Source organism: Ferrovibrio sp. (genome assembly GCF_046297895.1).
Lineage (GTDB): Bacteria > Pseudomonadota > Alphaproteobacteria > Ferrovibrionales > Ferrovibrionaceae > Ferrovibrio.
This window is the reverse complement of the sequence record NZ_JBKBHC010000002.1, coordinates 171,406-192,280: the sequence shown is the minus strand read 5'-3', so window position 1 is coordinate 192,280 and position 20,875 is coordinate 171,406. Positions and strand designations below refer to the sequence as shown.

The 20,875-nt window shown below is 59.7% G+C and carries 21 protein-coding genes and 1 tRNA gene; 8 read left to right on the top strand and 14 right to left on the bottom strand.

Translation table 11 applies throughout. The features are described 5' to 3' along the window. Positions 1 to 13 precede the first annotated feature (13 nt). Positions 14 to 325: a hypothetical protein gene (locus ACK4FK_RS03460; RefSeq protein WP_409741141.1), complete on the bottom strand. Its 312-nt coding sequence runs from the start codon at positions 323 to 325 to the stop codon at positions 14 to 16. Between the two features lie 101 nt (positions 326 to 426). Here ACK4FK_RS03460 and ACK4FK_RS03455 point away from each other — a divergent pair. Further along, positions 427 to 517: transfer RNA gene (locus ACK4FK_RS03455), tRNA-Ser, on the top strand. A 244-nt stretch (positions 518 to 761) separates the two neighbouring features. On the opposite strand, the gene ACK4FK_RS03450 is transcribed toward ACK4FK_RS03455, so the two are convergent. The 3 genes from ACK4FK_RS03450 to ACK4FK_RS03440 all read right to left on the bottom strand — a co-directional run bounded on the left by ACK4FK_RS03450 (position 762) and on the right by ACK4FK_RS03440 (position 4,600). Beyond that, the gene (locus tag ACK4FK_RS03450; RefSeq protein ID WP_409741138.1) at positions 762 to 2,432 is read right to left on the bottom strand and encodes a recombinase family protein; all 1,671 of its coding nucleotides are present in this window, start codon (positions 2,430 to 2,432) and stop codon (positions 762 to 764) included. Next, positions 2,425 to 2,904, bottom strand: a complete 480-nt coding sequence (locus ACK4FK_RS03445; RefSeq protein ID WP_409741135.1) for a DUF2924 domain-containing protein — start codon at positions 2,902 to 2,904, stop codon at positions 2,425 to 2,427. The genes ACK4FK_RS03450 and ACK4FK_RS03445 overlap by 8 nt, the downstream gene beginning before the upstream one ends. Positions 2,905 to 3,202: 298 nt before the next feature. Next, the gene (locus tag ACK4FK_RS03440) at positions 3,203 to 4,600 is read right to left on the bottom strand and encodes a DNA phosphorothioation-associated putative methyltransferase (RefSeq protein ID WP_409741132.1); all 1,398 of its coding nucleotides are present in this window, start codon (positions 4,598 to 4,600) and stop codon (positions 3,203 to 3,205) included. On the opposite strand from ACK4FK_RS03440, the gene ACK4FK_RS03435 reads away from it, so the two are divergent. Beyond that, positions 4,552 to 4,896: an HNH endonuclease family protein gene (locus tag ACK4FK_RS03435; protein WP_409741129.1), complete on the top strand. Its 345-nt coding sequence runs from the start codon at positions 4,552 to 4,554 to the stop codon at positions 4,894 to 4,896. The genes ACK4FK_RS03440 and ACK4FK_RS03435 overlap by 49 nt on opposite strands. Before the next feature lie 138 nt (positions 4,897 to 5,034). Here ACK4FK_RS03435 and ACK4FK_RS03430 read toward each other — a convergent pair whose 3' ends face one another. Then, positions 5,035 to 5,277 carry a hypothetical protein gene (locus tag ACK4FK_RS03430; protein WP_409741126.1) on the bottom strand — a complete coding sequence of 81 codons (243 nt, stop codon included), beginning with the start codon at positions 5,275 to 5,277 and terminating at the stop codon, positions 5,035 to 5,037. 92 nt (positions 5,278 to 5,369) lie between these two features. Next, the gene (locus ACK4FK_RS03425; protein ID WP_409741123.1) at positions 5,370 to 6,083 is read right to left on the bottom strand and encodes a hypothetical protein; all 714 of its coding nucleotides are present in this window, start codon (positions 6,081 to 6,083) and stop codon (positions 5,370 to 5,372) included. Between the two features lie 108 nt (positions 6,084 to 6,191). Between ACK4FK_RS03425 and ACK4FK_RS03420 the strand changes: the two genes are divergently transcribed. After that, a complete protein-coding gene (locus ACK4FK_RS03420) occupies positions 6,192 to 6,548 on the top strand; it encodes a helix-turn-helix transcriptional regulator (RefSeq protein ID WP_409741120.1) in 357 nt (118 codons plus the stop codon). Between the two features lie 24 nt (positions 6,549 to 6,572). On the opposite strand, the gene terL is transcribed toward ACK4FK_RS03420, so the two are convergent. The 5 genes from terL to ACK4FK_RS03395 all read right to left on the bottom strand — a co-directional run bounded on the left by terL (position 6,573) and on the right by ACK4FK_RS03395 (position 12,385). Then, positions 6,573 to 8,015, bottom strand: a complete 1,443-nt coding sequence (gene terL, locus ACK4FK_RS03415; RefSeq protein WP_409741117.1) for a phage terminase large subunit — start codon at positions 8,013 to 8,015, stop codon at positions 6,573 to 6,575. Then, entirely contained in the window at positions 7,999 to 8,622 is a 624-nt protein-coding gene (locus ACK4FK_RS03410; RefSeq protein WP_409741115.1) for a DUF5681 domain-containing protein, read from the bottom strand. The genes terL and ACK4FK_RS03410 overlap by 17 nt, the downstream gene beginning before the upstream one ends. A 20-nt stretch (positions 8,623 to 8,642) precedes the next feature. Then, positions 8,643 to 9,992, bottom strand: coding sequence for a site-specific DNA-methyltransferase (locus tag ACK4FK_RS03405; protein WP_409741112.1), 1,350 nt, complete (start codon positions 9,990 to 9,992; stop codon positions 8,643 to 8,645). A 532-nt stretch (positions 9,993 to 10,524) separates the two neighbouring features. Next, a complete protein-coding gene (locus ACK4FK_RS03400) occupies positions 10,525 to 11,292 on the bottom strand; it encodes an SDR family NAD(P)-dependent oxidoreductase (RefSeq protein WP_409741109.1) in 768 nt (255 codons plus the stop codon). A gap of 289 nt (positions 11,293 to 11,581) precedes the next feature. Further along, positions 11,582 to 12,385 (bottom strand): NADPH-dependent F420 reductase, encoded by an 804-nt coding sequence (locus ACK4FK_RS03395; RefSeq protein ID WP_409741107.1) that lies wholly within the window; start codon positions 12,383 to 12,385, stop codon positions 11,582 to 11,584. Positions 12,386 to 12,636: 251 nt separating this feature from the next. Between ACK4FK_RS03395 and ACK4FK_RS03390 the strand changes: the two genes are divergently transcribed. Beyond that, a complete protein-coding gene (locus tag ACK4FK_RS03390) occupies positions 12,637 to 13,545 on the top strand; it encodes a LysR family transcriptional regulator (protein WP_409741104.1) in 909 nt (302 codons plus the stop codon). A gap of 33 nt (positions 13,546 to 13,578) precedes the next feature. Here ACK4FK_RS03390 and ACK4FK_RS03385 read toward each other — a convergent pair whose 3' ends face one another. Beyond that, positions 13,579 to 14,535: an NAD(P)H-dependent flavin oxidoreductase gene (locus tag ACK4FK_RS03385; protein ID WP_409741101.1), complete on the bottom strand. Its 957-nt coding sequence runs from the start codon at positions 14,533 to 14,535 to the stop codon at positions 13,579 to 13,581. 208 nt (positions 14,536 to 14,743) lie between these two features. Between ACK4FK_RS03385 and ACK4FK_RS03380 the strand changes: the two genes are divergently transcribed. Genes ACK4FK_RS03380 through ACK4FK_RS03370 form a run of 3 tightly spaced genes read left to right on the top strand, consistent with a single transcriptional unit; the run spans position 14,744 to position 17,878 of the window. Further along, on the top strand, positions 14,744 to 15,886 hold the full coding sequence (locus ACK4FK_RS03380) for an acyl-CoA dehydrogenase family protein (RefSeq protein ID WP_409741099.1): 1,143 nt from the start codon (positions 14,744 to 14,746) through the stop codon (positions 15,884 to 15,886). Positions 15,887 to 15,911: 25 nt separating this feature from the next. Then, positions 15,912 to 16,697 carry an enoyl-CoA hydratase/isomerase family protein gene (locus tag ACK4FK_RS03375; RefSeq protein ID WP_409741096.1) on the top strand — a complete coding sequence of 262 codons (786 nt, stop codon included), beginning with the start codon at positions 15,912 to 15,914 and terminating at the stop codon, positions 16,695 to 16,697. A gap of 29 nt (positions 16,698 to 16,726) precedes the next feature. Beyond that, complete coding sequence (locus tag ACK4FK_RS03370) at positions 16,727 to 17,878, top strand: hypothetical protein (RefSeq protein WP_409741093.1); 1,152 nt, start codon at positions 16,727 to 16,729, stop codon at positions 17,876 to 17,878. On the opposite strand, the gene ACK4FK_RS03365 is transcribed toward ACK4FK_RS03370, so the two are convergent. Next, complete coding sequence (locus ACK4FK_RS03365; protein WP_409741090.1) at positions 17,862 to 18,965, bottom strand: CaiB/BaiF CoA transferase family protein; 1,104 nt, start codon at positions 18,963 to 18,965, stop codon at positions 17,862 to 17,864. The two genes, ACK4FK_RS03370 and ACK4FK_RS03365, sit on opposite strands and share 17 nt — an antisense overlap. Before the next feature lie 221 nt (positions 18,966 to 19,186). On the opposite strand from ACK4FK_RS03365, the gene ACK4FK_RS03360 reads away from it, so the two are divergent. Continuing rightward, positions 19,187 to 19,816: a TetR/AcrR family transcriptional regulator gene (locus tag ACK4FK_RS03360; protein WP_291008871.1), complete on the top strand. Its 630-nt coding sequence runs from the start codon at positions 19,187 to 19,189 to the stop codon at positions 19,814 to 19,816. Here the strand turns inward: ACK4FK_RS03360 and ACK4FK_RS03355 are convergent. Next, positions 19,803 to 20,762 (bottom strand): NAD(P)H-dependent flavin oxidoreductase, encoded by a 960-nt coding sequence (locus tag ACK4FK_RS03355; protein WP_291008868.1) that lies wholly within the window; start codon positions 20,760 to 20,762, stop codon positions 19,803 to 19,805. The two genes, ACK4FK_RS03360 and ACK4FK_RS03355, sit on opposite strands and share 14 nt — an antisense overlap. Positions 20,763 to 20,875 lie beyond the last annotated feature (113 nt).

Below are 20,875 nucleotides of genomic sequence, written 5' to 3'. Positions count from 1 at the left end.
AGTCAGCGCGACCCTAGGCAAGAGCGCCAAAGCGCTGGCGCCGTTTTGGCGGCCGCCTGCGGAACAGGATCAGCAGGATCAGGCCCAGCGCGCCCAGGGCGATGCCGGCCGGCCAGGTCAGGATCGTCACCACCGCCGGGTCCCACAGCACGGGCGGCAGCAGGCTCTGCAACAGGGCGGGGCCGTCGGGCTGGAAATGCAGCCAGAAGTCGCGGAGCGTGATCAGCGTCAGCCGGCCGCTTTCCAGCCAGCGCAGGCCGTCGCCGCCCAGCGCCAGCATGGCCAGCGCCAGCAGCAGCCAGCCCAGAATCCGTCCCAGCAACACGGCGCTCCCCCTGGTGAATCCGCTCGTCCGCCCAAGACTTTACGCCGTCCCGTGGGCCGATTGCAAATTCGTGTCCGGCGGGTATAGTGCCGCCCCGCGCCGGAGGGATGGCCGAGTGGTCGAAGGCGCACGCCTGGAAAGTGTGTATACCTCAAAAGGGTATCGTGGGTTCGAATCCCACTCCCTCCGCCACCTAGTCAGCCCTTGGAGAACGGGTTCTCCGCGGGGCGGCAAATCATCAAACATTCCGCGCGCTTTGCGCATATGTGGCCCCGGAGATCGACGCTTCGGGGCGGGATTTCGGCCGCCATTGGCTGGCTGAATGGCCGGTTTTCTCCGGACCCCTACCACGAAGTCTCGTTTTGAATTTCTGCCGCTGTACGAGTGCGGGCCATGCGCTGCACGGCCCGAATCATTCTCCAGCTTTGAGTGAGGATCAGGCCGCGGTGAAGCCGAACATGCGGCGCTGGTCGGTCCAATTCGGCGGAATGGTCCGCATCATGTCCTTGAGCATCAGGGTCTGCGGCTGGCGGCCTTCAAGGATGGCCTCGGTGATGTCCGGCGCCAGGTAAGCCATCCTGATGATGGCCGACACATAGCCTCGGGTGAGGCCATCGGCCACAGCAATCTCATTCAGCGACCTGACCTTGCCAGCATGCAGCTGCTTGGCCCAGGCATGTGCCCTCGCCAGCGCTTTAATGAGTGCTGGATCGCGGCGAGGTTTTTCATTGCCTGCTTGCCCATCATTGACGATCAGCTTGGTCTCGCTGCCGATCCGGCGGAAACTGGCTTTGAAGGTCATGGAGTAGACCTGCTCCTTCGCCCCCCGGGGCCGGCTGACATCGCCCAGACCGCAGGTGCCGGCAAGGCCGGCCTTATCGATCTGGAGAGTCAATTCCTCTTGGCCGACGATGACTTTATAGACGATCCGCTTAAGCACCTCTGCGGCCACCTGAGGCGATCCGATCAGCGCCTCGCGAGCTTTAAGCGTATGGCCCTCGGTCAATCCATCGACACTCAGAATCTCCGTCAATCGCTGTGGTGAGTTCAGAATGCCCACAAGGCGGTCGATGATGAGCTGCTCCAGGTCGCCTGCAGCCACACGGATCGCGCGCAGATTCTGTCCATGGCTCTTTGCCGGTCCGGAGACATAATAGCGGTATCGCAGGCCATTCTTGTTTGTATGGCTGGGGGAGAGACGGCGGCCATAGTGGTCATAAACCAGGCCAGCCAGGAGGCTGGGATCCAAGGTCCGGCTCTTGGTGATGTGGTCCCGACGGTTGGTCGATATCAGGGCTTGGACTTTGTCGAAGACATCCTGGTCGACAATGGCGATGTGCTCGCCTGGATAGGATCTCCCCTTATGGACAGCCTCACCGATATAGGCGCGGTTCTTGAGGATGTAGTAGAGCACGCCCCGGGTGTAAGGCGTGCCGCCCATATCCCGACCAGTTTTGCTAACGCGCGCCTTCGTCTTGATGTCATCCCGGTCGAGCTCAGCCTTGAGCAGCGAGGCATTGCCGAGCTCCAGATAGCGGTCGAAGATCCACCGCACGAACCTAGCGTCGGCCTGATTGACCACCAGCTTCCGATTATCCAGGTCGTATCCCAGCGGAATGTTGCCACCCATGAAGATGCCTTTGCGGCGTGAAGCAGCGACTTTGTCTCGGATGCGCTCGCCCGTCACTTCACGCTCAAATTGCGCGAAGGAGAGCAGGACGTTCAGCGTCAGACGACCCATGGAGCTGGTGGTATTAAACTGCTGGGTGACCGATACAAAGGACACCCCTTTCTTGTCGAAAATCTCCACAATCCTAGCGAAGTCGGAGAGCGAGCGTGTCAGTCGATCTACCTTGTATACCACCACGACATCGACCAGGCCCTTCTCAATATCGTCGAGAAGACGTTGCAGGGCAGGACGGTTCATCGTCCCTCCCGATAACCCGCCGTCGTCGTAGCTGCCTGGGATCAGTGTCCAGCCTTCATGCCGCTGGCTTTGTATGAAGGAGGCGCAGGCCTCACGCTGGGCGTCGAGCGAGTTGAAATCCTGCTCTAGTCCTTCTTCGGAGGACTTACGGGTGTAGATCGCGCAGCGCAGGTTAGGCATCGACGGACACGCGCGGGCGAGAAACTTTCTTCAGCCCGAAGAAGACCGGGCCGGACCAGCGGGTGCCGGTGATCTCTCGGGCTATCTCAGAGAGGCTGTCGAACTGCTTGTTTTTGTATGTGAAGCGCTTCTCAAGCACCGTGACCTCATGGCGCTCGCCTTGCCATTCCCGTACCAGCCGCGTGCCCGGCTTGATGCGGATGGGAGTGTTGTTATCTATCTTGCCAGACCGCTTCAGATCGCCGGCGAGCGTGTCGATTTGTCGCTGAAGCTCCCGCGGCAAGCCGCCGAATTCTGTAGCCTGGAGTTCCCCGGCCAAACTTAGAACTAGAAGCTCGCGGCTGACCTGCTTGGGAAGCTGAACGGGCCATTTCCGATGCCAGCGCTGCTTTAACTGCGCCGTCGATAGCTCTTCGAGTTTCTTGATTTCAGCCGCTATGCGGCCTTTCTGACCCCGAGCCGAGTCCAACATGTACGGCCCTCCTTTGAGGCCCATACATGCTTACCGTGGCCGACATAGCCAGCGGAATGTGCTCCAAAGGCACGGATAAGAGAGGTTTGGGCGAGGCAATAATCAGGTTTTCTGCCAGAAACTCAGCCATTTTCTCACAACCTTGAGAAGCTGATGCATTAAATTAGGCAAATCTTTAACGCCAAATACATGCGCAGGTGAAAGGTCCCTCTGACCTGTGCGCACATTTAGCTTACGCTTCGGATCGATGAAGGTTCTAACGTTTAAGCGGGAGAAATAAGAAGGGACTATCCATTGTCTAGGACTTGGTCTTGGCTGCTGACATCAGTCGATGTCCCTTTAACGCAAGACCTTTCTCACGGAGAAGTCGGTTCCAGTCCTCACGTAAACCAATTTTGTTTGTTTCACTATACAGGCCTTTTGATTCCTCAATTCGGGTCAGACGTGCGAACTTGGCATGCAGTGGATGCTGCGGTGCCACGAATAGTTCCTTGCGGTGCAGGATAGGGGCATTTTCCTGAGCGCGATAATCGCGCACGCGAATGCGGAAGGTTTGTAGATGCACTGTAAGGGATAGCGCCAAGGCTGGATGTGGATTCGCTTCGAAATCCGGGTAAGAGAGGTAGGATACGATTGGCTCGTCGCGGTGCAGCTTAATGATGTTCGCACCTTCCACCTCACCGAGGTAGGCTCGGGCACAGCCTTCAAATAGCCGTAAAATGGGTGAGAGAGCTGGCAGCGCACTAACATGAACGTATAGTGCCGAGGGCGTTAGCTTTCCGATTTCTGACCGCTGCATTTCTGTCTGTGTCGTACCAGGTCTTCCTAGAGAATATAGAAGGCCGTCTGCCTCGCTGCAGCCACCGCGATAGGTTCCGAAAAGACCCTTTACATCGCCCTGGATCGCTCGAGACAGTTTGCTAAAAGCTGGCCGGCCTCCAAACCGTGTGAGCGCGAGATAGATAAGTAAATCTTCTTTGCGCTTTTCCGTAATATCGGACCACTTTTGTGAGGCGGTAACTCTTCTAACCACTCCAAAAGCCCGGCGAATTGAGCCGAAGATATTGCGAACCATATCTGCATTTGTAAGCTCGTCTTCTGCAGGCAGGCGACCGCGCTCGCTAACAAACTCAATAAGCGGCTGCAATGCATCAGCGTGTTCACGGTAGAATTGTTCAGACCTATCTATCCTTGGCGCCGAGAGACGGCGTTGATACCGAGAGGCTGCAAACGCGTTCAGTACTTGTTCATCCCGGAATGCATAAAAGACACCCGGTGCAGCAGGGAAGCAGGAAATCCCCAGTGTATTATCAATCCAGGTGCGTAATTCCTGCTGCTCGTAGAGCTTCTGAAATGTCCCTCTACCGGTTAGGTAACCGTCTGCAAAGAGTTGCGTCTCACCAAGAAACTTCGCCTCAATTGCTAATCGCGCACTGATAATAAGCACTTCCTTTGTAAGTGCCCAAGCCTTGAGCAGAACTTCTTGCCGCTCTGTGGGGTTCTCGATTACGTTTATCACATAACCAAGATTGACTACCGGCGTCTTGCGTAGAAGTGTATGTGGTCGATGATTTGGGTCCCAACCATCACCCTTTATGCCTAGAGCCGCCAGAAACCGCAAATCGTCTCCGAGACCGCAACCGTATCTTGCCGCAGCGGCTTTCCAATGCGAAGGGACGCACTCATGAGTGGTCATGGGCCAGGACCAATCCCGATCTTCACCGCAGCCTTGTAAACCGACTTGGCAATCTGGTCATTCTTGATAGTGACGTAAATAGATCCGTTGAGAGCCACGAATTTGGAGTCAAGCAGACTGGAACTTTCAAGAATGCCAAAGGAAAGATCAGTACGATCAAATGTTACAAAGATACTGCTTTGCCATCAGCACAAGCTCTTTCCAATCAAACCGAATGGAAGGGCTGGACGAGTGCCGAGATTGAGCAGAGACAGAAGGACATGGCAAAGGCCGCTATCAAAGTATGGGCGCTTTGATGGGGCAATTTTATATGGGCGTCTGCCAGCGCATGAATGCAAATGGCGCCTAGCAGGCGCGCCACGTGGTCACAAAACTAGATATCTTCCTAAGTTTATGCAGCGATTAGTTATTAAACTCTAGCCGACTCAATCACATCAGGTCGTTTCCTCATTTGCTGGGGTGATTTCGCGATACGCCTGCAGCATTTCGGCCAATATGACGTCGAGGCCCGAAATGGCATTCTTAGCGCCAGCCTCATCGCCCGAGTGAATCCGGGCGATGGCTTCCTCGATCCAAGCCTGGATAAAGGAAGTCATGCTGCGCAGGCAGTAGAGGGTAGCGAGTGTATCGCTAGCAGCAGATTTGGATCTGGTCGTTGGTTTGCGTAGTTTGGACATAGTGCCTCCTCTTAATATAGGAGGCTGACGCCCCCACCCCATGAGCCCGACCATCGCGGCCGGGCTCACTGGGCCGGGAGAAGAGGGCGTAGCTAAAGCTTCTTGGCGTCGCCAGAGCCACCACCAGCAAGGCGCTGGTTGAAGACCTTCATCAGTGGCTTGAAGCCGTAGTTGATCTGGAAGCGCTGGATGTTGTCGCCATAACGCAGTGCCTCGATATAGCTGATCCCATTCTCCCAGCGTGTGGTCGTATTCTGGAATGCCGCGCCCATCCGGTTCTGCACCGTGTTATTGCCCTTGCTCGCTGGCTTGCCATAGGCGGCCGTAAAGGCATCCATGATCTCGTCGTATTGCCCAGCAGGCCCCTCAGTGACGATCCAGAACAGCTTCGGCTCGGCCTCGCCGTCAGCCTTGATGAACAGGAAGGTGGTCAGAGCGGACAGATCGTTGATCTTCAGCCCAGCTTCCGAAGGCCCGAAGGATTTACTGTCATAGAAGAAGTGGCAGCCGATCACGTCGGCCCGCACAAACCGGCTCGGCGGGTTTGCGCGATCGAAACGGCTGTCCTTTGCTCGCTCTTCATCGGAGCAAACCGGGTATGCATTGGGCCAGGCCTGCTGGTCTGGGTGCGGAATGGCTTTGAATTCGGTGAGCGTGATGCCCAGGCGGTAGTCCCGCCGCGAGAAGGCGGTTTCCTCAGCCTTTTTGGCTTTGGCCTGCGCCAGGGCCGGCTGTGCGGCGAGGCTCAGGCCAACGGCCAGAACCATGACAATGGCGGCCAGTATGTATCTGAATTTTTTGATCATTTTCCCCTCATTTACCCGAAGTCTAATTCGGCTGGATGAGGAAAAACGAATTACACTTAATGGTCAAGTCCTTTTCCCGAATTGAGAATTCGGGTCATGGGACCTCAATTGAAGCAGTATATCGGTAGCCAGGTTTCCTTGGCCCGCCGGCGGGCGCAACTGACCCAAGAACAGGTGGCTGAGCAAATTCAGCGCACGGTCGAGGCGGTATCCAACATCGAGCGCGGCAAGTCGTTGCCGACGCTGGTCACGCTGACGCGCCTCGCCAAGGTCTTGAAAATCCCGCTACGGGACTTTTTCCCCGACGAGCAATACGACACTGGCAAGTCGGCCAAGCGGATGAAGTTAGAGCAGCAACTTGCTCTCATCGGCGCTGACCTGTCGGATACCGATCTCGAACTCGCGATTCGCCAGCTAGAAGCCTTTCTCGAGGCGCCGCGCCCTCAGACATCACGGCGGAAGTAGCAACTAGCTGGACGTCAGCAGCCATCACATATAGTTCGGCCGGTCGTGCATGTCGTAGGGGCGCCGGCCATCGAGATAGCCGCGCACTCGCGTCATGGCATCGATAAACTGCACCATGCTGTCGACCTGGTCGTCGTGGCGACCATTGGGGAAGGCCCGAAGTTCCTTCAGGAAGTCCTGCAGCCATGGTGCCTGTTCCGGCAGCAGGATGCGGCCTTCCTCGATTTTCCCCAGTACGCCGTTGGCGCGGCTGACCTTGTCAAGCCTGGGCTGATAGGCCGTCCAGGGGCAGGGGCCGCGGAACCGGCTTTCCTGGTTCAACTGCTGCAGTAGCGACAATCCGGCGCCGGTACGTTCGATGATGACGCGGCTTGCACGGAAGCGCAGCCGCTGCGCGATCACCTGAGCTTTCAGCTCGGGGAATTCGAGTTTGGCCCGATGGACATCCAACAGATACCACTGGTTCTGGTAAAACCCCCAACTGGTACAGACGGAATAGTCTGACAAGGCCTCAGGCGTGTATGCGGTGTCCCAGCTCTGCACGATATGCTCGAAATTCTCCCGATCGGGCAGTGTGCTGTAGCGCTGGATCCGCTCCAGGCGAAACAGTGTGCCGGCGGCAGGAACCGGCTCCTGCAGGTACTGGGCAGCGAAATTAGCCGGGCCGACATCATGGCGGATCCGCTCCAGCATCTCGGGCGTTTCCCGGTGCGGAACGAGCGGCTGGCCGATGGTACGGTGCCAATTCCGCCCAGGGCCGATCACAATCTCTTCTGACTGCTGAGCGAGTGCGGGGAGTTTCAGATGCCGCCAGTTGTCCGCCTTGGTCAGGAGGTGAGCCGTCGCATCATCTTCATGCAGGCGCTGGGTAACCAGGACAATGCGGCCGGTCCGCTTGTTGTCGAGGCGGCTATAGAGGGCGTCGTCATAAACAACCTTGAAGCGGTCACGACCCACTGGGGTCCCCATATCGCCGGCATTCTGTGGATCGTCGATAATGATCAGGTCACCGCCGCGGCCGGTCAGCGAGCCATCCAGGGAAACCGCGACCCGAAAGCCTCCTTTCGCCAGATGGGTCTCCAGATCATTGCTCTGGGCGATCGCTACATTGGGGAACAGGGACTGGTAATAGGGTGCCGCCAGCAGTCGCCGGTATAGCCGGGTCAGGTCTTTGGCCAGCACCGCGGAATAGCTGACCACGATCATCTTGGTCGTCTGATCGCGGCCTAGCAGCCAAGCCGGCAGGGCCACGGAAGCACAGAACGACTTCAGGTGCCGTGGTGCAATATTGATGATCAGGCGACGGAGATCGCTCTCCGCCACCTGCTGTAAGGGATAGGTCATTGCCTGGAGGTATTCCGACGGCAGTAATTCCTGATCGGGATACAGCTCTTTGAACGCCCGGATGACAAAGAAGAAGAAATGCTGCCGGGCGATAGCTTTGGCGACGTCAGTTTGCGCTACCATCGTCGTCCTCATCGGCTTTATCGGGCTTCATACCCATCTGCGCCAGGAACAGATCAATCAGCTCCTGATCGCGTGGATCGACTTTCGCGGCTTCGGCCTGCCGCTGACGAGAGGCCTCGGCTTTCTCCTCCCATTGCTCCCCGGTCTGCAGCAGGATATCGAAGAATCTTGCATTGCCTTTGATCGCTTGGGCGAACGCCCGGTGCGCCAAGGCTTCCGGGCGAGACATCTTGATCGGCCGGCCGTTCTCGACAACGGTAACCGTCCCCTGAAGCGCCTTGACCATAGCGGTCCGGACATTGATCGACCCGCGTGGGCGGCCCTTGGGGTTGCCGGAGCGGCCCTTCTGAAACCGTGTGTGTGCCGGCGGTTTTGCGTAGCCGACGTTATAGTCGCCGGACGGGGCAGCAGAATGCTGGTTGTTCTGGATGGCAGGCCCCACAGGGGCATCGTGGTTGCTCGGAGGCGGCGTTACCTGCCCCTGAGATTGGCTCACTGAAGCCAACCCAGCAGGTGGGCGCGTCCGGATCCGATAGCGAATGCCGTCGGCGGTGACACCATAGTCGTTATTGGGCTGTGTGAGGGTTTGGGGCTGAATCTTAGACATGGCGGGATCTCCAGAGTGGGCTAGCGGCGTACGGCTGAGAGGGCGGCAAAACCCTCGCCGGTCTCGGCGTGGATAGCCTCGCCGCCGGTGAGCTTGCTCCAGCGCCGAATAGCAACGTCGACATAAATCGGGTCGAGCTCGATCAACCGGGCCTGACGCCCGGTTTTGTGAGCTGCGATCAAGGTCGTTCCGCTACCGCCGAAGGCGTCCAGGATGACGCCGTTGCGCTTGGAGCAGTCGCGGATGGCGTCGGCGATCAGAGCGACGGGCTTGACGGTAGGGTGCATGGAAAGCTCCTCCATGCGCCCAGCCTTCAAGGTATTAACGCCGGGATAGCTCCAGACATTGCTGCGATAGCGGCCGGTTTCGCCCAGACCAAAGTTGTTGATGTGGGCGGCCGTACCGTGTTTGAAGACAAAGATCAGCTCATGCTGCGAGCGATAGAATGTGCCCATGCCGGCATTGTCCTTGCTCCAGATGATCAGGTTCTTCAGTTCGGTATAGGCCGCCTCGCCAGCTTGGAGTAGTTCGCCGATGTGGCGCCAGTCCATACAGATGAAGTGAACCGAGCCCGGCTGGCTGGCTTGCGCCATGGCAGTCAGCGCCTTGGTCAGAAACTCGGTGAATTTGGTCTTCGACATCTCGCCTGACGCCATCGCAAATTCACGGTGCTTGACCGATCCCGCGCCGCAGACATGGCCATCAACCTTGACGTTGTAGGGTGGGTCGCTAAAGACCATCTGTGCCTTATCCTCACCCAGAAGCTGTTGGTAGCTTTCTGGTTCCAAGGCGCTCCCGCACAGCAGTCGGTGCGAACCCAATTGCCAGAGGTCGCCTGGCAGAGTGACGGGCTTATAATCTGCCGGCAGCTCGGGCTGCTCATCGGCCTTGTCGATCTTACGGCTGGTAGGTCCTTCGATCAGGTGATCGATTTCAGCCGAGGCAAAGCCGGTGACTTCAATCTCGAAATCGAGATCAAGCTCAAGCAGGTCGCCGAACTCCAGTTTCAGCAGGTCCTGGTCCCATCCAGCGAGTTCTGCCAGCCGGTTGTCGGCGATGATGTAGGCGCGCCTCTGGGCGTCCGTCATATGTTCGATGCGGATCGTCGGAATCGCGGTCAGACCGAGCTGCTTGGCTGCTTCTACGCGGCCGTGGCCTGCGATAATGCGAGACTCTGCGTCGACTAGGACCGGGTTGACGAAGCCGAATTGCCGGATACTGGCAGCCAGCTGCTGGATCTGCCGACGGCTGTGCTTACGGGCATTGCGCTCGTAGGGCTTGAGCTCACTGGGAGCGCACAGTTGGACAGTCAGGGTATTGGCGTCGAAGCGGATCGATTCGAGGTGTTGAGAGTTTTTCTGCGTAGACATGACATAGCTCCAATCCGATGGAAGGGATGGAGTGAGCAGATTCAGGCATACGGGTGTCGCCGAATAAGCCACATCGCATCGCTCTGGCTTCTGATCGAAGCAAAGCAATGTATGTGACTCCGTCGTGCTGCCCCGGATGGGAAATCTGCTCTGTCGGAGTCCACTCAGAACAGCAGCATGGCTACCGTTCTGAGCGAGGAGATATGGCTGATCGGATGATGCGTCAAGAAGAGAAGAGAAATAATTTCAGCGGCTTATTACTGATCCATTGTCAAAACGAACAGCAACAGGGAATTTTCCCTGTTGTTATGAATCAGTAAGGCAGCCGCAATTCTCCATATTGAAGCGTTATCCGGTTAAACAGGGCGTTCCACGGCCTTCTACGCCAGTGGCTGGAATTCCGCGCCTGTCTGTCACCGCTCAATTCAGCATCTCCAGCATGCAGGTGCCAATAAATGTCATTGAGTAGGGGGCCAGTGACTCCATCCCCCAGTCCCGCAATTACGTCTATGTCGTCTGCAGTTCAGATCAGTTAAAGCCTATACCCGCCGCTGGCTTCAATAACCTGAGCCGTGATCCAGCGACCTCCCTCTGAGGCCAGGAACGCCACCACTGCGGCAATGTCCGAGGTTTCTCCAAAGCGACCGAGGGCAGTGTCTGCTTCGATTGCTTTCACCATGTCGGCATTCTCGCGGACAGTCGCGTTCATGTCGGTTTTTATCCAACCTGGCGCCACGGCATTCACAGTGATACCGCGCGGCCCCAGCTCCATAGCGAGGGCATGGGTCAGGTTGTTGATTGCCGCCTTGGCCATGGAATAGATCGGGGCCACGTGCATCGGCCGGGTCCCGACACCAGACGAGATATTGATGATGCTTCCGCCGTTGGAAAGACGAGCTAGCGCAGACTGAATGACGAAGAACGGCGCACGGGCATGTACCGCGAACATCGTGTCCCAGACATTCGGCGTCGCGTCTGAGAGGCCGCCCCAGCCGGAATTTCCGGCATTGTTGACGAGGATGTCTAGCGCCCTGCTGCCGGTCCGGCTTGTGAGCTCGCCGTCAAGCGTCTCGAACAATGCAGGAATGGCCTCTGCATCGCTCAGATCGGCACGAAGTGCGAAGGCGCTGCCATTAGCATTTCGGATAGCTGTGACCGCTTCATCAGCGCCCGTGCTGCTCGCGTTGTAGGTCAGGGCGACTGTTGCGCCTTCGTTCGCAAGACGCTCAGCAATCGAGCGGCCGATACCCCGCGACCCACCAGTCACAAGGGCTGTCTTTCCGGCAAGAAACAGTGTCATTTCATGATCCTTTGAGAATATGCAATCTGGGTCGGATGATTTCGCTGACTGCTGTCGCGAAATTTCAGGCGGGTCGTCTGCGCACAGGCTCGCTGTGAGCAGACTCAATCTAGGGCCGTCTGCTGCGTCGATAAGCAGCATCGGGAACCACAGACTGTTGGTGACACAGACATCAAAGGATTGACTGGAGATGCAGTCGGTGTGGCGGCGTAATACGGTGGTCGACTGTGTCGACCGCAGCCGAAGGCAGTCACCGGGTGCTTGCAATGAAAGCACCCGGTGGTAGCGATTACTTTTGAACAGTATTAGCGCTGGCGAGTTCGAGAAACAGGGCGATATGGACCGGCGGCATCCCCTCCAGGGTGCCACCGATTGGCGATGGACGCCTTGTCTCGGCAACCAGCTTCCGTGCGGCCTCAGGGGAAACCGGCTTGCCTGCGTTCTGATAGATTTTCTTTTTCTCTGTCTCCGTCAGGCTTTCCGGGATGCTGGGGACATAGGGCCAGAAGTAGATTGGCGTATTTGGCTCGATGCGCCAACTATCGGCGAGCGAGCCGGTGTCAATCACGTCGTAGCCAACTGTCTCAATGAAACGGGCCACGATCTGCTTTGCAGCCGCGTCGTCACCGGCAATCGGCAGCGTGGTTCGCTCGAAATGACCCTTTGGCCGGGCGTTATACTGCATGTGAATCCAGCCAAGGTTATGGATACCCTTGACCAGCTTGGCACCCGTGAGGTGCCTCTGCATGAGTTCGCTTGACGTCAGTTCACCATTGTCGAGGTCTGACCGGCGAAAATCACCAAGGCCTGGATAGTAGTTTGTCTGATCGATGACCACCTTTCCGACGAACTTGCCGGCCGGCAACGTCCCGAACACCGCCAGTGGGAGTGCGATCGAGACAATATCCCCGGCCGCGATCGCTTCATCGACTGTCCCAGCGCGTGCGCGCGGTCCCAGACCCTTAACCAGGTCTGAAAGTGTCTCCGGACCGCGCGAGTTGCTGATCACGACGTGGTAGCCCGCGGCTATGGCGAGGTGCGCGACGGCCTTGCCCACGAGGCCAGAGCCGATGATTCCAATTGTTTGCGTCAATTTAGAACTCCTTGAATGGGAGAGCGGCGGCGTTCCCCCAGGCTGGTCCATGCGGCACGCGTCCATCGCGCACTGCAATGCAAGTGAGCTTTTCACGGGCAAGATGGGGTTTGCCCCGAGTACCGTGACGCCCATAACCGCGTGGAATCAGCATCTATGCTGCATTCACTGGCGTGGCATGTTGCACGGGTCAGAAGGTAGGACCCGCTCCGGGATTGATAAATGGGGGCATAAGCCACATACTGTTGTTCATGAACACATCAATTGACTTGCCGGAAATGAAAGTCTTCGCGGCAGTTGTGACTGATGGCTCCTTCACAACGGCGGCGGAGCGGCTTGGCACCGACAAGGCACGTGTCAGCCGCATTATACGGCGCATGGAAGAAAAGCTCGGTGCGCAGCTCCTCACCCGCTCGACACGTCGCCTCAACGTGACCGAGGTTGGACGGGATTATTTTGAGCGCGCCGTCAGCATCCTGACTGCCGCGGAGGCGGCTGAGGCTGCTGTGGCACAGCAGTCCAAGGAACCAAAAGGGCTGCTCAAGATTACGGCGGGCTCTGAATTCGGGACCATGGTCGTTGATAAATGGATCGCGGCGTTTCTCGGACTGGCACCGAAGGTGACGGTGGAGGCGGAGTACACGAATCGACTGGTCGACATTATCCACGAAGGATTCGATGTCGCGATTCGCGTCGGCACACTCGAGGATTCCGGGTTATCGGCGCGCCGGCTCGGCGAGGTGGATTATGGGTTATATGCGGCCCCGAATTACCTGAATCGGAGTCCGGCGCCTTCTTCAGTCAGTGATCTGAAGCATCATGACCTGATCATGAAGACGATACGTGGCCGTTCCAGTTGGACCCTCGTGAAGGGTACGAATACAGAGAAAGTCGCGCCTTCCCCGCGTTGCGCCGTCAATAGCACGATCGCCGCGAAGAACCTGACACTCGCAGGCCTTGGGATAGCGCAACTGCCTCGTTTCATGGCTGCGCCGCATGTGGCAGATGGTACCCTGTCGAACGTGCTGGTAGGATGGGCAGAGGTTCCGGCTCCTGTACATGCTGTTTTCGCATCGAGCCGCTACATGGATCCGAAAGTGCGGAGCTTCGTGGATCACTGCCTCAGCGCATTTAAACGCAACGGGGGCAACTCATTGTGAGCTGCGTGCTGACTGCCGGTTCAGGCAGCCGCTTTAGGCAGCGGCACTCGACTGCCTCCCCACGATTCTGATCAGCCGGTCAGTTGCAGCCCGATATTCGCGCTCCATCCGCGCGATCAAGTCGGCGACCCGCGGAACATCGTGGATTGAGCCGACGCCCTGGCCGGCGCTGAGGATATCGCGCCAGCGCTTCGGCTCGCCCAGAACATCGCTGACATTCATGCTGCCCACCGCGCCGCCGGCGCGCAGATTGCCTGTGGCGGGCAACGTCTGGCGCAGCCAGTTGGCGCCGACACCGTCGACCTCGGCAGAGTAGATGATATCGGTGATATTGGACTCGATGATCAGCTGCTTCATCTGATCTGAAGCCATGCTTTCCGCAGTGTTGACCAGGCGGGTGCCGATATAGGCGAGATCCGCACCTGCGGCGATCGCGCCGGCGATGCTGCTGCCGTCGCCGATGCAGCCTGAGAGGATCAGTGTTTTGTCGCCGAGGATCGGGCGCAATTCGCCGATGAAGGCGAAGGGGTTGTAGACGCCGGCATGGCCGCCGGCCCCATTGCAGACGGCGATGATGCCATCGACGTTCATCTCCAGCGCGCGGCGGGCATGCTGCATGTTGATGGCATCGTGGAAGACCAGGCCGCCATAGGCATGCACCGCATCGGTGACCTCGCGGGTGATGCCGAGTGCCGTGATCAGGATCGGCACCTGGTATTTCACCGTCAGCGCCATGTCCTCGGCCAGACGGGCGTTGGTGCGATGCACGGCGAACTGCACAGCCCAGGGCGCATCGGCCGGCGTCAGCCGCTGGCGGATGTCCTTTAGCCATTCTTCGTAGCCGACCGAGGTGCGCTGGTTGAAGCTGGGGAAGCTGCCGATCACACCGGCTTTGCTGGTTTCAACCACCAGGTCTGGACCGGAAATCAGAAACAGCGGCGAGGCCAGCACAGGCATGCGCAGGCGCTGGGCCAGTTGGGTCGGCAGCATTTTGTATCCCTCCCTGCATGGCGGCGGTCCGCCACTAATATGACTTATAAATAATATTATTTACTTAAAAGTCAAATTGACTATAGTTGAGACAATTCCCGCCGGATGCTCGCATTCGGGCCGCGCCGCACGCGGCCGGTCCGCTGCAGCAGCGGCGACAGTTCGCGCCGAATGGCAGGGCTGCAAAAAAATGAATGGAGGAAATCCGATGGCTGCCAGTGATATCGACAGCGAACTGGTCGAGGGTGTGCGCCGCTTTGTGCAGAAGCGCATCGCCCCGCATAGCGCGGTCTGGAACCGCGATGGTCAGGTGCCGGACAGCGTGTTCGCCGAAATGGGCGAGATGGGCCTGTTCGGCCTGCTGCTGCCGGAGCAATACGGCGGTTCCGGCTGCAACCTTTCCACCTTCATTGCCGTGATCGAGGAACTGGCGGCCGGCGACGGCGGGTTGTCCACGCTCATCCACGTGCATGGCCTGGGCACCGCCATGCTGCTGGCGCGGCTGGGCACCGAGGCGCAGAAAAAAGCCTGGCTCGGCAAGATGGCCAGCGGTGAAGCGATCGGTGCCGTCTGCCTCACCGAACCATCGGCCGGTTCGGATCTCTCTGCCATCACCGGCCGGGCGACGCGCGCCGAAGGTGGCTGGGTGCTCAATGCCGAGAAGCAGTTCATCTCCAACGGCGCTCGTGCTGGTCTGGCCATCGTGCTGGCCGTCACCGACCCGCAGGCCGGTTCGCGTGGCAAAACCTTCTTCCTGGTGCCGCGGGGCACGCCGGGATTCACGCCCGGCAAGCTCGAGCGCAAGATGGGACAGCACACCTCCGATACCGTGCAGATGCATTTCGAGAACTGCTTCGTGCCGGACGACATGGTTCTCGGCGGCGTCGGCGAGGCTTTACCGCTCACCATGGGCCTGCTGTCGGATGGTCGCATCTCGGTCGCTTCGCAGTCGGTCGGCATGGCACGGGCCGCCTATGAACTGGCGCTGCGCTATTCACGCGAGCGCACCGCTTTCGGAAAGTCGATCTTCGACCACCAGGCTGTCGGCTTCCGGCTGGCTGACATGCATGCCGCCATTGACATGGCGCGGGTTTATACCCGCTATGCCGCCCGCCTGTTCGATGAAGGTGTCGAATGCGCGGTAGAAGCGTCGATTGCGAAGCTGAAAGCTGCGGAGATGGCCGAAAGGGTCTGCTCCGATGCCATCCAGACCCATGGCGGCAATGGTTATCTTAATGACTATCGTGTCGAGCAGATCTCTCGCGATGTGCGGGTTTGCCAGATTTACGAAGGCACCAACGATATCCAGCGGCTGATCATTGCGCGTCGAATCCGCGAGCAGCAGATTTGACGGATCCGGAACGGAGGGACGTGGCATGACCGACAAGCTGGTGACGTTTGAACGCAGGGGCGCGGTGGCGTGGCTGACGCTGGCGCGGCCGGAGGCCGGCAACGGTATGAATGTCGCGCTGCTAACCGATCTTGCCGAGGCCGTGCGGCGCTGTGAGGCTGACATTGCTGTTCGTGCCGTGGTGCTGACCGGCAGCGGGCGTTTCTTCTGCGTCGGCGGCGATCTCAGCGGTATGCGCGATCCGACCGAAACCGCACTCAGCATCCGCACCATGACCCTGCATCTGCATGGCGCGATCGCCGCGCTGGCACGGATGCGGGCGCCGAGCATCGCGGCCGTGAACGGCCCTGCCGCAGGTGCCGGCTTCAGTCTGGCGCTGGCCTGCGATTTCCTCATCGCATCCGACACGGCGCAATTCGCCTCGGCCTATGCCGCGGCCGGACTTTCTGCCGATGGCGGGCAGTCCTGGACGCTACCGCGCCGCATCGGGTCGCATCGCGCCCGCCTGATGATGTTGCAGGGCCGCAGGGTGCCGGCGGCCGAGGCGCTCGACTGGGGCATCGCCGACCAGGTGGTTGCGCCCGATCAGCTGACCGGTGCCGCCACCCAGATGGCGGAAAGCCTTGCCAGCGGCCCGACGGCGGCCTTTGGCCGCATGAAAAACCTGCTGACCGATTCAGAATCTACCAGCCTGGAAACCCAGCTGGAGCTGGAGGCGCGCGGTATTGCCGCCTGCGTCGATTCAGCAGATGCGCAAGAGGGCATCGCGGCCTTCGTGGAAAAGCGCAAGCCTGTATTCCAGGGTCGCTAAATCCGTTTCGGCATCGCAAGGCAGCAGCCATGACACAGAAAACGACGGTCCAGGCAGGTGGCGAAGACTGGCGCGGCCTGGTTTTGCGGTCCTGTATCACGGCGGCGGGCGAGCTGCGCATCGCCTTGACCGAGCAAGCTACCGGAGTTCCTGCCACAAACGAAGTCGTGGTTCGGGTTGAGGCTGCGCCAATCAATCCTACCGACATGGGCCTGCTGTTCGGCCCGGCCGATCTTTCAGCGGCCCGGCTGGAGGGAACCGTGCGACAGCCGGTGCTGGTGGCGCCGGTGCCGCCGGCCGCGCTGCCGTTTGTCGCCCTGCGCATCGATCAGCCGCTGCCGGCCGGCGTGGAGGGTGCCGGTGTGGTGGTGGCGGCCGGGCCCGGCCAGGAAGCACTGCTGGGCAAGACCGTGGCCATGATCGGCGACGGCGCCTATGCACAATACCGGCGGATCGCAGTGACCGACATCCTGGTGCTGCCCGATGGCACCAGTCCGGCCGAGGGCGCGGCGGCCCTGGTCAATCCGCTGACTGTGCTCGGCCTGCTGGAAACCGCCCGGCGTAATGGGCACAAGGCGATTGTCCACACGGCGGCGGCGTCCAGCGTCGGCAAGATGCTGATCCGCGCCTGCCGGCAGGATGGCGTGCCGCTGGTGAATATCGTGCGCCGCGATGACCAGGTGGCGGAACTGCGCGCGCTTGGCGCCGAACATGTCTGCAGCAGTGCCGCGCCGGACTTCCGGCAGGATCTGGCGCTGGCGCTGGCCGCCACCGGTGCGACCGCCTGTTTCGATGCCGTGGGCGGCGCGTTGACCGGGCGCATCCTGGGCGCCATGGAGGCGGCCGCGTCGCAGCAGGCCACGCGCTACAGCCGTTATGGCACCAATGTGCTGAAGCAAGCCTTCGTCTACGGCGCGCTCGACCGCGCGCCGATCGAGATCAGTCGTATCGTTGGCCTGAACTGGAGCGTGTCCGGCTGGCTGCTGTTCGATTTCCTGCAGCAGACCGATGCGGCGACGCAGGCGAGGCTGCGCCAACGCGTCTGCGACGAGCTGCACACCACCTTCGCCACCAGCTATGCCGCCACCATTTCACTGGCCGATGCCGTCCAGCCGCGGACCGTGGCCGCCTACATGGAAAAGCGCAGCGGCGTCAAATATCTGATCAACCCGCAGCTTTAACCGTCGCGCGGTCGCGTCCAAGAATTTCTGCCGTGTGTTCGCCCAGGCCCGGCGCACCGCGCCGGATGACGCTGTGATAGGCGGAGAACTGCACTGGCTGCAAGATATGTTCTTCACCGCTGGGCAACTGCTGGAACAGGCCGCGCGCGCGGAAATGCGGATCCTGCAAAACGCCGGTGAAATCATGCAGCGGCGACCAGGCGATATTGCCGGCAGTATCGAACACCGTGGCCCAGTGGGTACGCGGCTGCTGTGCCAGCAGTGCTGATATCTCCCCGTGCAGTTCGGTGCGCCGCCGCCGCCGTTCCGCCGCTTTCAGCCCGGCATGCTGCGGCAGCTCCAGGGCATGGCACAGTGTGGCCCAGAAATGATCCTCATGCGCGATGCTGAGCGTCAGCTGCTTGCCGTCGCCGCAGGTGAAGATGCCGTAGGCCGGCTCGTCGAAAACTTCGAAGGCCTTGTCGCCGCTCATATGCGGCACGAGATAGGGCGCCATCAACGAGACCAGGCCATCGGTCATCGAGACATCGATGGCGGTGCCATGCCCGCTGCGCTCGCGGCCATAGAGGGCGGCGGCGATGGCAAAGGCGGCGAAGGTGGCGCTGGAAAGGTCGCCCAGCGGGATTTCCGGCATCGCGGGTGGCGCGCCGGCACTGCCGAACACCATGCCTGCCACCGCCTGGTAGGACAGATCATGGGCCGGTCGCAGTCGGCTCGGGCCGTTCTGGCCAAAGCCGGTGATGGAAGCATAAATCAGCCGCGGATTGACGGCGGACAGCGTCGCATAACCGATGCCGAGACGGTCCATGGTGCCGGGCCGGTAGCCTTCCAGCACCACATCGGCACTCCCCGCGAGGGCTATGAATTCAGCCCGGTCGGCTTCGGATTTCAGATCGAGGCAAAGGCTGCGCTTGTTGCGCCCCACGGCACGGAAGAAGGACGGAAAGGCCCGTGCCGGGTCGCCACCTGAAGGCCGCTCCACCAGAATCACATCGGCGCCGAGATCGGCCAGCAGCAGGGTGGCATACGGGCCGGGCAACTGCTCGGCCAGTGAGAGCACGCGGACGCCGTCGAAAATCCCTTTCATCTTCCCCTCCTGCTGCTTACGCTTCGATTTTGCCCATGGCCGGGTGGCTCGAGTCGGCAGCCTCGCCCCCGTGGTAAATAGATTCTGCATTCCGGACAGCTTGTTTGACTTTGCGGTAAGATTGTTGAAAGTTTCCAGCCGCCGGCCCGATTCCCGGGTTTTGGCGCCGCCGCCTGCCTGGGCTGGCCGGCGTTTCGGGTAAGTTTCAAGGGAGAATGCGTGTGGCACAGCGCGGTCGCAAACCGTCGGCCTGGAAGAATGTGGCGCCCAGCCGCGATCAGCTTTTTGCGCTGAAGCGCACGGCCCTGCTGCGCGAAGCGGCCCGCGCTTTCAGCGCACGCGGCTATCACGACACCTCCCTGGACGACGTTGCCAAGACCTTGGGCGTCACCAAGCCGGCGCTGTACTACTATGTCACCAACAAGCAGGAGATCCTGTTCGAATGCCACATGCTGGCGCAGGATCTCGGCAACGTGGCCTATGATTACGCCGTCGAGCATGGCGAGACAGGGCGCGAGAAGATCGTACTGGTCTGTCGCCGCTATATCGAACTGATCACCAGCGAGATCGGCTCCTGCGCGGTGCTCAGCGAATTTGCCGCGCTCGAACCCAAGAACCGCGCTGTGATCGCAAAGCGCCGTGACGATTTCCAGAAGAAGTTCAGCGAACTGATCACCGAGGGCATCAAGGACGGCAGTATCCGCGAAGCCGATCCGCGCATGACGGTGTTCTTCTTCATGGGCGCGATCAACTGGATGACGCAATGGTTCCGTCCCGACGGCGACATGAGCGGCGAGGGTATCGCCAGCGTGTTCTCCGATCTGCTGGAGCATGCGCTCAAGCCGCAGTGACGTTTTGCCGGTTGCGCGCCGCCAGGTAATCCGCCTGTAACCGGCGCACCAGGTCGCCGACGCTTTCCACCGCCCGCACATCGCCCACGCCATGGCCGGCGCTCCAGATGTCGCGCCAGGCTTTCAGCATTTCCACTTCGCGCAGCAGGCTGAAGCCGCCTTCATGCTTTTTTCCGGTTTTCAGGCCGGCACTCTCCAGGCTCTGGCGCAGCATATTGGCTGGAATACCGGTGATCTCTGCAGTCAGGATGATGTCGTCCGCATTGGCATCCAGCAGCATGTCGCGATACTTGTCGTTGGCCATGCTTTCGCGCGTGACGATAAAGCTGGTGCCGATATAGGCCATGTCGGCGCCCATTTCCTGCGCCACATGAATATACTGGCCGCGTGAAATGGCACCCGCCAGCACGATCGGGCCGTCGAAGAATTCGCGCACGGCGCCGACGAAAGCGAAGGGATTAAGCCAGCCGGTATTGCCGCCCGAGCCGGCGCATAACAGGATCAGGCCATCGACGCCGACCTCCGCTGCACGCCGTGCATGTTTCAGCGAGGCCACATCGGAAAAGACCAGCCCGCCATAGGCATGAACACGGGCGACGATGTTGGCGGGACTACCGACGCTGGCGATCACCAATGGCGCCTTATGCTTTTCGACCAGCGCCATATCTTCTTCCAGCCGCGTGTTGCTGGGATGGACAATCATATTGACCGCATACGGTGCAGCATTCGGGCTGCTGGTTTCGGCGGCGATGCGCGTCAGCCATTCATCGAGCAGCGCTGTCGTGCGGGCATTCAGGCTGGGGAAGGAGCCGACCACTCCCGCATTGCAGCAACCGATCACCAGATCTGGCCCGGAAATCAAAAACATCGGTCCGGCGATGACCGGAAGTTGCAGCCGCGACATGAAGCGCGCGGCGAGCTGGCGGTTACCGAATTGCATCGACATTTCATGTCCTCCCCAGGATCAGTGAAAGAGAGGTTGACATGAATTGACCCGTAAGTAAACTAGACGTCCATATGGTCAGATATTCAAATCTGACCGGCCGGTCCGGGAATTGA

What these genes read in the sequence shown, in the direction of transcription:
- ACK4FK_RS03450 (WP_409741138.1), bottom strand. Translation starts at nt 2,432, where the DNA reads ATGCCTAACCTGCGCTGCGCGATCTACACCCGTAAGTCCTCCGAAGAA.
- ACK4FK_RS03445 (WP_409741135.1), bottom strand. Translation starts at nt 2,904, where the DNA reads ATGTTGGACTCGGCTCGGGGTCAGAAAGGCCGCATAGCGGCTGAAATC.
- ACK4FK_RS03440 (WP_409741132.1), bottom strand. Translation starts at nt 4,600, where the DNA reads ATGACCACTCATGAGTGCGTCCCTTCGCATTGGAAAGCCGCTGCGGCA.
- ACK4FK_RS03430 (WP_409741126.1), bottom strand. Translation starts at nt 5,277, where the DNA reads ATGTCCAAACTACGCAAACCAACGACCAGATCCAAATCTGCTGCTAGC.
- ACK4FK_RS03425 (WP_409741123.1), bottom strand. Translation starts at nt 6,083, where the DNA reads ATGATCAAAAAATTCAGATACATACTGGCCGCCATTGTCATGGTTCTG.
- terL (WP_409741117.1), bottom strand. Translation starts at nt 8,015, where the DNA reads ATGGTAGCGCAAACTGACGTCGCCAAAGCTATCGCCCGGCAGCATTTC.
- ACK4FK_RS03410 (WP_409741115.1), bottom strand. Translation starts at nt 8,622, where the DNA reads ATGTCTAAGATTCAGCCCCAAACCCTCACACAGCCCAATAACGACTAT.
- ACK4FK_RS03405 (WP_409741112.1), bottom strand. Translation starts at nt 9,992, where the DNA reads ATGTCTACGCAGAAAAACTCTCAACACCTCGAATCGATCCGCTTCGAC.
- ACK4FK_RS03400 (WP_409741109.1), bottom strand. Translation starts at nt 11,292, where the DNA reads ATGACACTGTTTCTTGCCGGAAAGACAGCCCTTGTGACTGGTGGGTCG.
- ACK4FK_RS03390 (WP_409741104.1), top strand. Translation starts at nt 12,637, where the DNA reads ATGAACACATCAATTGACTTGCCGGAAATGAAAGTCTTCGCGGCAGTT.
- ACK4FK_RS03385 (WP_409741101.1), bottom strand. Translation starts at nt 14,535, where the DNA reads ATGCTGCCGACCCAACTGGCCCAGCGCCTGCGCATGCCTGTGCTGGCC.
- ACK4FK_RS03380 (WP_409741099.1), top strand. Translation starts at nt 14,744, where the DNA reads ATGGCTGCCAGTGATATCGACAGCGAACTGGTCGAGGGTGTGCGCCGC.
- ACK4FK_RS03375 (WP_409741096.1), top strand. Translation starts at nt 15,912, where the DNA reads ATGACCGACAAGCTGGTGACGTTTGAACGCAGGGGCGCGGTGGCGTGG.
- ACK4FK_RS03370 (WP_409741093.1), top strand. Translation starts at nt 16,727, where the DNA reads ATGACACAGAAAACGACGGTCCAGGCAGGTGGCGAAGACTGGCGCGGC.
- ACK4FK_RS03365 (WP_409741090.1), bottom strand. Translation starts at nt 18,965, where the DNA reads ATGAAAGGGATTTTCGACGGCGTCCGCGTGCTCTCACTGGCCGAGCAG.
- ACK4FK_RS03355 (WP_291008868.1), bottom strand. Translation starts at nt 20,762, where the DNA reads ATGTCGATGCAATTCGGTAACCGCCAGCTCGCCGCGCGCTTCATGTCG.